This window comes from Janthinobacterium sp. GMG2 (assembly GCF_033949445.1).
GTDB lineage: Bacteria > Pseudomonadota > Gammaproteobacteria > Burkholderiales > Burkholderiaceae_D > Janthinobacterium > Janthinobacterium aestuarii.
The window spans coordinates 465420-478129 of sequence record NZ_JAXAWA010000003.1 but is presented as its reverse complement, the minus strand read 5'-3'; the positions used below and the strand labels follow the sequence as shown (position 1 = coordinate 478129).

General features: G+C 62.4%; 12 protein-coding genes. 8 read left to right on the top strand and 4 right to left on the bottom strand.

Annotation, left to right across the window (positions count from 1 at the left end; genetic code table 11):
* The first annotated feature begins 79 nt into the window (after nucleotides 1-79).
* Complete coding sequence (locus tag SKZ59_RS14240; RefSeq protein WP_319992119.1) at nucleotides 80-2056, top strand: methyl-accepting chemotaxis protein; 1977 nt, start codon at nucleotides 80-82, stop codon at nucleotides 2054-2056.
* Between the two features lie 9 nt (nucleotides 2057-2065).
* On the opposite strand, the gene SKZ59_RS14235 is transcribed toward SKZ59_RS14240, so the two are convergent.
* Entirely contained in the window at nucleotides 2066-2566 is a 501-nt protein-coding gene (locus SKZ59_RS14235; RefSeq protein ID WP_034753151.1) for a thioredoxin family protein, read from the bottom strand.
* 154 nt (nucleotides 2567-2720) lie between these two features.
* Between SKZ59_RS14235 and SKZ59_RS14230 the strand changes: the two genes are divergently transcribed.
* The 6 genes from SKZ59_RS14230 (at nucleotide 2721) to SKZ59_RS14205 (ending at nucleotide 9737) form a co-directional block, all read left to right on the top strand.
* A complete protein-coding gene (locus SKZ59_RS14230; protein WP_319992293.1) occupies nucleotides 2721-3011 on the top strand; it encodes a DUF3349 domain-containing protein in 291 nt (96 codons plus the stop codon).
* An 80-nt stretch (nucleotides 3012-3091) separates the two neighbouring features.
* A complete protein-coding gene (locus SKZ59_RS14225) occupies nucleotides 3092-4258 on the top strand; it encodes an HPP family protein (protein WP_070301656.1) in 1167 nt (388 codons plus the stop codon).
* Complete coding sequence (locus SKZ59_RS14220) at nucleotides 4255-5352, top strand: M48 family metallopeptidase (RefSeq protein WP_319992118.1); 1098 nt, start codon at nucleotides 4255-4257, stop codon at nucleotides 5350-5352. The genes SKZ59_RS14225 and SKZ59_RS14220 overlap by 4 nt, the downstream gene beginning before the upstream one ends.
* Before the next feature lie 134 nt (nucleotides 5353-5486).
* A complete protein-coding gene (locus tag SKZ59_RS14215) occupies nucleotides 5487-7307 on the top strand; it encodes a DUF885 domain-containing protein (RefSeq protein WP_319992117.1) in 1821 nt (606 codons plus the stop codon).
* A gap of 157 nt (nucleotides 7308-7464) precedes the next feature.
* On the top strand, nucleotides 7465-8565 hold the full coding sequence (locus SKZ59_RS14210) for an SRPBCC family protein (protein WP_319992116.1): 1101 nt from the start codon (nucleotides 7465-7467) through the stop codon (nucleotides 8563-8565).
* Nucleotides 8562-9737, top strand: coding sequence for a zinc-dependent alcohol dehydrogenase (locus tag SKZ59_RS14205; protein ID WP_072457706.1), 1176 nt, complete (start codon nucleotides 8562-8564; stop codon nucleotides 9735-9737). Before SKZ59_RS14210 ends, SKZ59_RS14205 begins: the two co-directional genes overlap by 4 nt.
* 58 nt (nucleotides 9738-9795) lie before the next feature.
* Here SKZ59_RS14205 and SKZ59_RS14200 read toward each other — a convergent pair whose 3' ends face one another.
* A complete protein-coding gene (locus SKZ59_RS14200; RefSeq protein WP_034753622.1) occupies nucleotides 9796-10635 on the bottom strand; it encodes an HDOD domain-containing protein in 840 nt (279 codons plus the stop codon).
* Between the two features lie 76 nt (nucleotides 10636-10711).
* Entirely contained in the window at nucleotides 10712-11263 is a 552-nt protein-coding gene (locus SKZ59_RS14195; protein ID WP_319992115.1) for an ArsR family transcriptional regulator, read from the bottom strand.
* Between the two features lie 273 nt (nucleotides 11264-11536).
* Between SKZ59_RS14195 and SKZ59_RS14190 the strand changes: the two genes are divergently transcribed.
* The gene (locus tag SKZ59_RS14190; RefSeq protein ID WP_072457702.1) at nucleotides 11537-12133 is read left to right on the top strand and encodes a hypothetical protein; all 597 of its coding nucleotides are present in this window, start codon (nucleotides 11537-11539) and stop codon (nucleotides 12131-12133) included.
* A 267-nt stretch (nucleotides 12134-12400) separates the two neighbouring features.
* Here SKZ59_RS14190 and SKZ59_RS14185 read toward each other — a convergent pair whose 3' ends face one another.
* Complete coding sequence (locus SKZ59_RS14185) at nucleotides 12401-12592, bottom strand: hypothetical protein (RefSeq protein WP_072457700.1); 192 nt, start codon at nucleotides 12590-12592, stop codon at nucleotides 12401-12403.
* Nucleotides 12593-12710 lie beyond the last annotated feature (118 nt).

The window sequence follows — 12710 nt, the reverse complement described above, 5'->3', positions numbered from 1 at the left end:
GGCGCAGTGCGGCCGGTATACTGTCTGCTCGCCTGCCCGCTTTTCTGCTCATTCTGCAGGCCATCCTCCAAGGTCTTCCATGTCTCTGCTCCGCCGCCTCTCCATCCAGAAAAAACTCCTGTTCAGCATGGGCTTGTGCCTGCTGCTCTTCATGGCGATCTCGTCTTTCCTCAGCGTGCGCATGAGCAGCGATTACGTGCGCGAGCGCGTCGTCAGCCAGGAGTTGCCGGCGCAAGTGGGCGAGATCCGCAACGACGTGCTGCGCCAGATCAGCCAGCCCCTGTCCGTGGTGCAGACCATGGCCAACGATGTCTACCTGCAAGACTGGGAAGACGCGGGCTTGCCCGACAGCGGCATCGCCACCTTCCAGCGCTACGCCAAGGTCGTCAAGGAAAAGAACAAGGCCGCTTCGATCAACTGGGCCTCGGCCAGTACGGGCAAGTATTTCACCACGGAAGGCTTGCTGCGCACCCTGGACAAGAACCAGGCGGCCGACCAGTGGTTTTATGGCTTGCTGGCCGGCGACAAGGCCTACACGCTCGACATCGACAAGGCGGAAAACTCCAGCGACCTGATGCTGTACCTGAATGCGCGCGGCCAGACGGCGGGCGGCAAGCAGATCGCGGCCGGCCTGGGCCTGTCCATCAATGCGCTGGCTGACACTATCCGCAGCTACAAGATCGGCCAGACGGGCCATGTCTACCTGGCGCGCGCCAATGGCGTGCTGCTGGTGCACCGCGACACGGCCCTGGCCGACGGCAAGCATCAGCTCAAGGATCTGCCCGGCTTTAGCGATACCCTGAGCAAGAGCCTGTTGACCGGCAACAAATACGCATACGCCATCTACGACGCGCCTGCGGGACGCCAGTTCGTCGCCGCCTCCTTCGTGCCGGAATTGAATTTATACGTGATGGCGGAAGTGCCGGAAGCGGAAGTGCTGGGCAATGTCACGCGTTCGGCCCTGCTTGCCGCCCTGATCGCCGGCCTCGTCGGTGGCGGCATCGCCCTGTGCATCATTTATGTCATCAGCCGCGCCATCGCCGCCCCCGTCGCGCGGGCGGCCGACATGCTCAGCGAAATCGCCAGCGGCAATGGCGACCTGAGCCGCCGCATGCCCGTCGAGTCGGAAGACGAGGTCGGCGCGCTGGCCGCCGCCTTCAACCGCTTCGTCGCATCGCTGAACGTGACGATACGCGAAGTTCGTGACAGTACGGGCTCCATTGCCAGCGCATCGAGCCAGATCGCGTCGGGCAATCTGGACCTGTCGGCGCGCACGGAAGCCCAGGCGTCGAGCCTGGAAGAGACGGCGGCGGCCATGGAAGAACTCACGTCGACTGTGAAACAGAATGCGGACAACGCGCGCCAGGCCAATCAGCTGGTCGTGTCGGCCTCAAACCACGCCGTCAAGGGCGGGGAAGTGGTGGGACAAGTCGTGCAGACGATGGGCGCGATTACGGAAAGTTCACGCAAGATCGCGGACATTATCGGCGTGATCGACGGCATTGCCTTTCAAACCAACATCCTCGCCCTGAACGCGGCCGTCGAGGCGGCCCGTGCGGGCGAACAGGGCCGCGGTTTTGCCGTGGTGGCAACCGAGGTGCGCAACCTGGCGCAACGCTCGGCAGCGGCAGCGAAAGAAATCAAGGACTTGATCGTCGACTCGGGCAGCAAGGTCGAAGCGGGCAGCAAGCTGGTCGACTCGGCCGGCGCCACCATGCAGGACATCGTCGTCTCCGTGCAAAGGGTGGCCGACCTGATGGGAGAAATCGCCTCGGCCAGCCAGGAACAAAGCCAGGGTATCGCGCAAGTCAATGCCACCGTCACGCAGATGGATGACGCCACCCAGCAAAACGCGGCCCTCGTGGAAGAAGCGGCGGCAGCAGCCCAATCGTTGCAGGATCAGGCGGGCCGGCTGGCGCAGGTGGTCAGCGTGTTCAAGCTGGAAGAATCCGGGCATGCGGCGCAGCCACAGCCCCGGCAGCCGGCGCACAAGCCGGCGCTGCCCACGCCATCGCGCCCGGCAGCGCCGGCCAGCGATGCGTGGGAAGAGTTTTAAAGAAGACGCTTAAATCGCCGGCGCTTTCACGCTGGCCGCTTGCTTGAAGAAATCGTAGATGCCGCTCTCGCTCATGCGGCGGGCATTGGCCAGTTCGCCGCCCTTGGTGGCGTACAGCACCTGGTTATTGTCGCTCGAGACCAGCACGGCAGCCGGGATGCCTTTCTTGAGCGGATTGCCATAGGCTTGCGCCACGTCCAGGTTATGGTCGAAGTTACCCACGTCGACCTTGACGACCTTGAACTGCTGCTGCATCAATTCCGCGTTCTTGCCTTCCTTCAATGCCTTGTCGAGCGCGCGGCAATCCTCGCACCAGTTGGCGCCAAAGATCAGCAAGACAGGTACGTGCGCCGCCTTCGCTTCGGCCAGCGCGCGGGCCACGTCGGCCTTGGCGTCGGCCGCCGCGTTGTACGGCAAGTGCGGCGTGGCGACGGGGTTAGCCGGTGTCGGCGCGGCGGCAACGGCGGTGCCGGCAAGCAGCAGGCTGGCAAGGAAAAGAGAAAAGCGCATGCGGGCTCCTGAAAAAAATCGTGAGGCCAGCTGAACAGCTGCCAGCTAGCGTGATTGTCTAGAATATGCCTGCTTATGGGAAATATCCACCATTTAATTGCACTGTGCTTATGCGGAAAAGGTATAAGCAACACCAAGGAGTAGCCGCTTGAGCATGCCAGATACCCTGCCCCCAACCTTGTCCGGCGCCGCTCGCATGCTACGCAGCGCCTATCCCGCTGGCATTCCCGACTCGGCGTATTTCGCCGTATTGGCCCTGCTGTATGAACACTTTTCCGACCGCAACCTGGCCGAGCTGATGGCCGCTGTAATGGGCAAGGATGCGGCGGTGGTCCTCAATGACATCTATGCCTGCGCCAGCAGCAAGCCGGCACCTTCCGCCATCGCGGCCTCCAGGAACTTGCTGGAGCAACACGGCTTGCAAGCAGTCTGTGCCGAAGATTGATGCCTGCAGGCAGCGAAATGGAACGCATGGGATAATATCGGGCTCACACTGAGCAACGCGGCCCGAACGCGCCTTCCTCCATGACGACTTCTTTCCTGGCACGCTGGCTGCCGCAACCGAACAACGGCAGCCGCCGCGAACAATTGCGCGCGTGTGCGGGCGCCATCTGCGGCTTGCTGCTGACAGGCCTGATCTGCCATTTCCTGCTGGCCCCCGACAGCGCCAGCGTCTACCTGATCGCGCCCATGGGCGCCTCGGCCGTGCTGCTGTTCTGCCTGCCAGCCAGCCCGCTGGCGCAACCGTGGTCCGTGGTAGGCGGCAACGTCATCTCCGGCCTGGTCGGCATGGCCTGCGTGAAATGGCTGGGATCCAGCGTGGGCGTGGCGGCGCTGGCCGCCTGTCTGGCCATCGGCGCCATGTTTGCCCTGCGCTGTCTGCATCCGCCGGGCGGCGCCGTGGCGCTCACCACGGTGGTTGGCGGCGCCAGCGTGCATGCGGCCGGCTTTGAATTCGTCTTCATCACCGTGCTGTTCAATTCCGCCGTGCTGGTCGCTTGCGCCGTGCTGTACAACAACCTGACGGGACGCCGCTATCCGCACATCCAGCAACTGGTGGCGCCGCATCCGCACGATACCAAGGATAACGTGCCCAGCAACCGCCTGGGCTTTTCTCCGGATGACCTCGATGCCGTCTTGCGCCAGCACAGCGAAGTGCTCGATATCAGCCGCGACGATTTGCAAGCGATCTTCCTGCAAACGGAAATGCGCGCCTACCAGCGCCGCTTCGGCGTCGTCACCTGCGCCGACATCATGTCGAAAGACGTGCTCAGCGTGGAGTTCGGCACGCCGCTCGATGTTGCCTGGCGCACCATGCGCGAACACCAGGTGGGCGCCCTGCCCGTGCTGAACCGGGCGCGCCGCGTCATCGGCATTATCACGCAGACGGATTTCCTGCGCCATGGCGGCCTCGACGATTATCAGGGCATGCGCCAGCGCCTGCGCGGCCTGCTGCAACGCAGCGGCCTGTCCCATAGCGACAAGCCGGAAGTGGTGGGGCAGCTGATGACGCCGTCCCCGCACACGGCCCGCCTGGGCACGCCCATCATCGATCTGGTTCCCCTGATGGCCGACGCCGGCTATCACCATATTCCCATCCTCGACGATGAAGAACGCTTGGCCGGCATCATCAGCCAGTCCGACCTGATGGCGGCCCTGTACGAAAGCCGCTTTGCCGAGGCCGCCGCATGACGCCATTCCAGGCACTGCTGACGGGTCCCGAGGGCGGCCCGGCGGGCACGGCCGTCAGCGCGCATTTTTTCGGCAGCCAGTTGGCTATCGATGCGCCCGGCCATGGTGTCGACGTGGCGCAGCTGGTCGTCAGCGTGGGCGGCGTCGATGGGCCGGAACTGTTCCTGAACTGGCTCGACGAACAAGGACGGCAAGCCTCGCTCAAGCCGCTGACGGCTAGCGACATCGCCATCGTCTTGCGCGAAGCGCCGGCCGCGCTGCAGCCACAACTGCAGCGTTTGTGGGGCGAGCGCCAGCGCAACCGGCGGCAGGTGTCGGGCTGGCTGGCCGGTTTGACAGGCGCGGCCGTCGTCGCGGCAGCTCTGCTGTGGTGGCAAGGCGGCCATGCCGTCGGCGCGCTGGCGGGATTCATCCCTTTGTCGACGGAAAAACAGCTGGGCGAACTGGCCCTGTCGCAAGTGCGCGCGCAAGGCGGCATCAGCGAAAGCGGCGTGGAGCAGCAGACGGTGCAGGAGATCGGCCGCAAGCTGACGGCCGGCTCGCGCTACCAATACCGCTGGCTGATCAAGAACGACGACACGGTCAACGCGTTTGCCATGCCGGGTGGCATCATCGTTGTGCATACGGGCTTGCTGCGCCAGGCCGCCGACCCGGGCGAGCTGGCCGGCGTGCTCGCGCATGAAGTGCAGCATGTGGAGCAGCGCCATTCGCTGCGGCAAATGATCAGCAGCCTGGGCTGGGGCGCCCTCGTGGGCGTGACCATCGGCGACATCAGCGCCGTGGCCGCCATGCTGGCGCACCAGGCCGGCACCTTGTATTTCAGCCGCGACATGGAAGAAGAGGCGGACCGTCTCGGTTTGCTCGCCTTGCAGCGCGCGTGCATCCGGCCCGACGGCATGCTCAGCTTTTTCCAGAAGCTCGATGACAAGGACAAAGCCAAGGTGCCCGACTGGATTTCCTCGCACCCGCAAACGGCGGCGCGCGCGCAGCAGATCCGCAGCCTGATCGCCGCCACGCCCTGCCCTGCTTGCCTTCCCTTGAGCAGCAGCCACTGGCAAACGATGAAAGCGGCCCTGCCGCCTACGGCAAAATAGCAACATTCCTCTCGTACAATTTATCCAAACGTACTGGGCAATGGCGTATGCTTACGCCCCGGCTGCTCCATCGCGACCGGCTACCCCGACCCACAACGCCTCCGTTCATTCCCTCCTTACAAAGGACATCGCGCATGAAGCATCGTTTTGCCGCCGGCACCCTCGGCCCCCTGGCCATCTCCCTGTTGCTCGCCTACGCGCCCATGGCGCAAGCGGCCCAGCCCGCTGCCAAAACAGCCGTCGCGCCCGCCGTCAGCGCGCCAAAAGCAAAGCAGCAGCTGCAAGTGCTGGCCGACACATACTACGATGCGCTGGCCCGTTTCGAGCCGATCAATGCCACCGAGAGCGGCGACAACCGTTTTGATGACCAGCTCGGTTCAGCCATCGTGCCCGCCGCGCGCGCAAAACAGTTCGCGCTGTACCGCCAGTACCAGAAGACGCTGCGCAGCATTGCCCGCGCACAGCTGTCGCACCAGGACCAGATCAACTACGACATCCTCGACTATGAACTGGCCACGGCGCTGAGCTACGAGCGCTTCCCGGAATACCTGCTGCCGCTGAACCAGATGGACAGCATGCCCGTCACCCTCGCCAATTATGCGGGCGGCGAGGCATCGCAGCCTTTGACCACGGTCAAGGAGTATGACGCTTACCTGAGCCGTATCGGCCAGTTGCCGGGCTGGATAGACCAGGCCATCGCCAACATGAAAGTCGGCATGCAAAAGGGCATCGTGCTGCCGAAGGCGCTGACGGAATCGGCCCTGCCGCAATTCAAGAAGCTCGTCAGCGCCACGCCGCAGGACAGCGTCTATTACACGCCGATCAAGAACTTGCCGGCCAGCTTTTCCGACGCGGACAAGGCGCGCCTGACGCAAACCTATACCGTCATCATCGAAGCCAAGCTGATGCCGGCGCTGCAGCGCCTGTCCACCTTCATGGAGCGCGATTACCTGCCGGCCGGCCGCACGAGCAGCGGCTGGAGCACCCTGCCCGATGGCGCCGCCTGGTACCAGGCGCGCGTGGCCAGCAGCACCACCACGGATCTGAAACCGGAGCAGATCCACGCCATCGGCTTGAAGGAAGTGGCGCGCATCCAGGAACAATACGCGATCGTGGGCCCGAAGATGGGCTACAACGGCCCGGCCGCCGGCTTGCCCGTATGGGTATCGGAACAGGCGAAATACCGCCCGTTCAAGACGGAGCAGGAAGTGCTCGACGTCTACCGCAAGCTCAACGTGCTGCTCGACAGCAAATTGCCCGCCCTGTTCACCCTGGTGCCGAAGGCGCCGCTGGACTTGCGCCTGGAACCTGAACTGAGCCGCGACACGGCCGCCGATCACTACACTGCGCCGGCCGCCGACGGTTCGCGCCCCGGCGTGTTCTGGTCCGTCGTCACGGATCCGAAACTGTATGGCGACACGGGCATGACCACCCTGTTCCTGCACGAAGGCAAGCCGGGCCACCATTTCCACCTGGCGCTGGTGCAAGAGATGGACTTGCCGAACTTCCGCCGCTTCGGCGGCAACAATGCCTTCACGGAAGGCTGGGCCCTGTATGCGGAAACCCTGGGCAAGGAAATGGGGCTGTTCGAGGATCCGGCCCAGTATTTCGGCCATTTGAACGACGAGATGCTGCGCGCCGTGCGCCTGGTGGTCGACACGGGCTTGCACACCAAGGGCTGGACGCGCGAGCAGACCATCAAGTACATGCGCGACACCCTCGGCTATGACGCCGTGGCGAAAAGCGAGACGGAACGCTACATGGCCTGGCCGGGCCAGGCGCTGGGCTACAAGATCGGTTCGCTGAAGATCGTCGAACTGCGCCAGCGCGCGCAGCAGGCGCTGGGCGACAAATTCAGCCTGCCGAAGTTCCATGAAGTGGTGCTGAGCGACGGTACGCTGCCCCTGAAACTGCTGGAAGCCAAGGTCGACCGGTGGATCGCCCAGCAGAAGTAAGCTAGTCGCTTTCCGCTACAACGGCAGCGCCAACCGGGGCTGCCGTTTTTTTCGCGCCGATGCTTGATCTGGCGCAGATCCAGCGCATCTCACGCACGCCTGCCGGAACGCGTACCAAACAATGCTGCCTAATTCCCATACACAGAAGGGAGGCAGCATGCAAAACGAAGACATCAGCGATGGCGCTACGGCGCGTCCGCCAACGTGGCGGCAGCAGTCAGAAATGCCAGCGGAAACATCCGGCTCGTCCGGGAATGGGCACGACGCCATTCTTCACTACACGAGCGCGCGCGGCCAGGCCGATGGACGGCTGCAACGGCACATTCCCGACGATACCGCGCATGGCAACCATGGCCTGATCACGGCACTTGGCTGGCTCAGCATCGGACTGGGCCTGGTCCAGCTGGTGGCGCCGCGCGGGCTGGCGCGGGCCAGCGGCTTGCGCGGCGTCTCGCCTGTCTGGATACGCGCCATCGGCCTGCGCGAAATGGCTTGCGGTGTCGCCTTGCTGCGCGGAGAAAGCAGGCCGGCATGGCGCTGGTCGCGCATCGCCGGCGACGCCATGGATCTGTCGCTGCTGGGCGTGGCCATGACCAGCCGGCGCAATGCGCGCACGCGCCTGGCGGCGACCGCAGCCGTGGTGGCAGGCGTGACGGCCATCGACTATATCGCCAGCGCACAACTGGCGCCGCGCAAGCTGAGCGAACTGCCCGCGCCCGGCGAAGAGGGGCTGGCGCTGCAAAGGAGCGTGATCGTCAACCGTTCCGCCGACGAATGCTACCGCGCCTGGCGCGACCTGGAAAACCTGCCCCGCTTCATGCCAGGCTTGCAGTCGGTGCAGATAATCGATGCGCGCCGCTCGCGCTGGCACAGCGTCGAAGGCGAGTGGATAGGCGAACTGACGCAAGAGCGTCCGGGCCAGGGCATGCGCTGGCGCGCGGCGGAAAATCATGCGGAAACGGGCGCGCTGGAACTGTCGCCCGCACCGGGCGGGCGCGGCACCGTGGTCACCATGCAACTGCACATGCAGGCGCCCGTCGGCAAGGTGGGCGCGGCCGTGGTCGGCCTGTTCAGCCAGGCGCCCGCCTACAAGATCGAGACCACCTTGCGCCGCTTCAAGCAGTGGATGGAAACGGGCGAAGTCAGCACCATCGAGGGCCAGCCGTCAGGCAAGCGCAGCTTCAAGACGCGCTTGCTGCACAAGGCTGGTGGCACGGTATCTTCCCCCCGACCGCAAGCAAACGGAGGTGTGTCATGAAAGCCAACTGCTGGCACGGCAAGCGCGACGTACGGATCGAACAGGTGCCCGATCCCGCCATCCTCAATCCCGGCGACGCCATCATCAAAGTCAGTTCCACGGCCATCTGCGGTTCCGACCTGCACCTCTACAATGGCGTCGTGCCCACCATGGAACAAGGCGATATCCTCGGCCATGAGTTCATGGGCGAGGTGGTGGAGGTGGGCTCCGCTGTGCGCAAGCTCAAGGTGGGAGATCGGGTGGTGGTGCCGTTTCCCATTGCCTGCGGACGTTGCTTCTTTTGCGAGCAACAGCTGTACTCGGTGTGCGAGAATTCCAATCCGAACGCCTATATGGCGGAAAAGATGTGGGGCCACTCGGGCGCGGGCATCTTTGGCTATTCCCACCTGACGGGCGGCTATGCGGGCGGCCAGGCCGAATATGTGCGCGTGCCGTTTGCCGACGTCGGCCCCATCAAGGTACCGGACGAGCTCAAGGATGAACAGGTGCTGTTTCTCTCGGACATACTGCCGACCGGCTACATGGCGGCCGAAGCCTGCGCCATCACGCCAGGCCAGGTGGTGGCCGTCTGGGGTTGTGGCCCCGTGGGGCAGTTCGCCATCCAGAGCGCTTTCCTGCTCGGCGCCGAGCGCGTCATCGCCATCGACCATTACCCGGAACGCCTGCGCATGGCGCGCGAACTGTCCGGTGCGGAAACCCTGCATTTCGATGCCTTGGACGTGCCCGATGCCCTGCGGGAAATGACGGGAGGACGAGGCCCCGATGCCTGCATCGACGCCGTCGGCATGGAAGCGCACGGCTCCGGCGTCAGCTATATCTACGACCGCCTCAAGCAGACGATGAAATTGGAATCGGATCGTCCCACGGCCCTGCGCGAAGCCTTGATGGCGTGCCGCAACGGCGGCGTCGTCTCGGTGCCAGGGGTATATGGCGGCTTCAGCGACAAGATTCCGTTTGGCTCCATCATGAACCGTTCATTGACCATCAAGACGGGCCAAACACACGTGCAGCGCTACATGCAGCCACTGCTGGAACGGATACAACGGGGCGAGCTCGATCCCGGCGCCATCATTTCCCACCACTTGACCCTGGACGAAGCCCCGCACGGCTACGAAATCTTCCAGAAGAAACAGGAGCAATGCATCAAGGTCGTGCTGCATCCGGGCCCCTGACTGCGCTGGCAGACAGCGCGGCAGGGCCAGGCGAACAAGGCGCTGATCTCGGACGAGCTCAGACGAGCAGCGCGGCACTCATCGAACGCACTTCCTCGGCCGATTCGGCGAGGATGCTTTGCAAAGTCTCGTTATCGATAATGAAATCGATGACGGAATCGGAGGGCGTGAGCATTTCCACATACGTCACCTGCAACGGCGACTGCACGGGCGACAGTTGCTTGGCCAATAACAAGGTGTCGAGCAGGGAGTCGGGCGGAATCGACAGCAAGCCATCGCGCAAGCCTTCGATGGCTTCGCTCACGGCCAGCGGGATCAAAAGCTTCTTCATGACTTCGCGGGAAATGATTTCTTCTGCGGACTCCATCCAGTGATCCGCATCGTCGTCGAGCAGGCCGGGAAATTCGTCGGCACGCGACAACAGGTAAAAACCGCCCACCTCATGCACGATGCCGGCGAACAGCGCCGTGTCGGCATCGACGTGCGTCACGCGGCGGGCAAGCACGTGCGCCAGCGCCGCCACGTGGGCCGTGTGCTCCCACAGCTGGGCCGCCTTCTGGCGCAGGACGGGGTCGATGATCTTGCTGCCGAACTGGCGCACGACCATGGCCGCCACCAGCGCGTACAGATTGCGGTAGCCCATGCGCATGACGGCGGCGCGCACGCTGGTCACGGGCGCCGCATCGCCGCGGCTGTAGACGGCCGAGTTGGCCAGCGCGACCGTGCGCGCCGCCAGCAAGGGTTCGGCCAATACCAGCTTGATCGCATGGTCGATATGGCAGTCCGGTTCAGCCAAAGCCAATTGCAATTGCAGTGCGGAATTAACGCTCGTGGGAAACGTTAATTCGCCGCGTACCGCTTGGGAAACAATTAAACCGAAAGCCTGTAGTTTATTCATCATACGATCAATCCGCCTCAGATATTATTCTCGCCAACAATTTCATGCATCAGAAATTGAATGCCAGGCCCGGCCTTTAGAATACAGATGGCATGTCATTCGCTTGTAATGAAGAATCCGGTAATGCCAGCGTATGTAATAGCGATTCATCGCCGATGACAAACAACTTCGGCTGTTGTAATACCTGCTGCAGAAATGGCTGGCCTTCACGTAGCCGCCGGCGATAATCGGCCAGCGTATATAGGTTGGGATTGATTTTACGCCGTAAGGTTCGCTCGGCCGGTGCCAATCCCGTCAACAGATCGCCATAATTGGCTTCTTCACCCACCAGCAGCAAATCGATGGCGCTGCCAGGCATGTCCTGCCCCTTCGCCGTGGCGCCCGACACGAATGCCAGGTGCAGCTGGGCACGCAAGGGCGCCAGAGTCATGCTGAGTACACCGACGATGCCGAAGGTTTTCTGCACCAGTCCGCTCAATTCCGGATACACGAGGCTTTCCTTGTTGGGCCAGAAGCGCCGCACATTGCCGATCCGTTCGGAAGTAATCAGGCCGGACTCATGCAGCCGGCGTAGTTCCCGCTGCGCCGACGCGCTGCCCAGCCCCGTCAAGCGCATGATCTCGTTCAAGTGAAAGCCTTCATTCACGCGGACAAAGAGCAGTCCCAGCAGTTTCTGCTGGGCGGGAGTAAACAGGGCTTGGGCAATCATGCGCCAGATATTAGCATGAGCACACTGAAAATTGGCGTGGCAAGTGTGCTTTTGCTACGCTACAACAGAGTGTGCCGGCAAGACGGCATCGTGCATAATCGCCATGGTTGCGCACTCCCGAACGATCGGAAAACGGCGTGCCCTCTCACACTCGCAGTCACCGACGCACCGTACTTTCAGGGGAACACTTGTATGTCATCAGCCACTAGCAGCGTGGTCGGGTTTGTCGGAGGACAGCTTGATACGGCGGCCTTTGAACACCTTTTATATGAAGACGCAGAAACAGAGCACCTGTTGTCGGCGCAGCCGGCGCCCAGGTATGCGCATGCGGGGCACACGCTGTATCACTATCTGATATCGCTCGACCTGCACAATCCGGCGGACGTGCTGAACGCGCAGGGCGCCCTGGCCGAGTTTTTGCACGCCGCCGGCATTCCGCTATTCGTCTCGGAAAAGCCTGGCCAGCTGCACGCGCTTTTGCTGGCGGCGCAGCCGAAGTGGCTGGATGTGGATCTGGCCTATGTGGCGGCACTGCTGGACAAGGCACCGCCGCATGCGAAAAAAAGTGAACGGACGCAGTGGCTGCGGGCGCAATTGCTCGCGTTATTTCGCTATGCGAAGAAGCCGCCCCGTTGGCTGCAAGCGCCCAACTGGCCCATCGAGGCGCACGGTCCGCTAGTATTTTTGGGACAACTCCCGGTGGACGGCTATTTTCATGACGAGGCCGCCGTCTATGTGTTTTACGATGCCAGCAAAAACGAGTGCCGATCAATACTGCAGACTTGCTGACGCCATGGCGTTCCTGGGCGCGGCTTCCTGTTTGCGTGTGTGCTGGAAGGCCGCAGTCATGGACATAAAAAAACGGCACCAGGAATTTCTCCCTGGTGCCGTGCTTATCAGCGAACAGCGAAGATGCATATATTTAATAAGTTAAATAATTAGCGAATGACCGTTGAATGACATACGCAATAAATCTTTCTATTACCTGGAATTTCTATCAATTAAATGATTAAAATTTCCAGGAAAATAAAGCGGACGACATCCATGCGATTGCAATTAACTATAAATTGTACGCTGCTCGATAAAGATGACGCTTCGTCGTGTGTTGCCGGTTTCGATAGCCAAAAGATCGTCGGTGGTTTCACCGGCCAGGGTGGCTTTATTGGCCAGCAGCGGGGCTTGACTCTCAACCACTTCCCACGTCTCTTTCTCTTTGCATGCACGGTGGAAGGCCGCAGTAACGGACATAAAAAAAACGGCACCCGAAGGTGCCGTTTTGTCAGCTAGCAGCGCAGATTACGCTTCGTCGCCGTGGTGTTACCGGGTTTCGATGGCCAGCAGATCGTCGGTGGTTTCACCGGCCAGG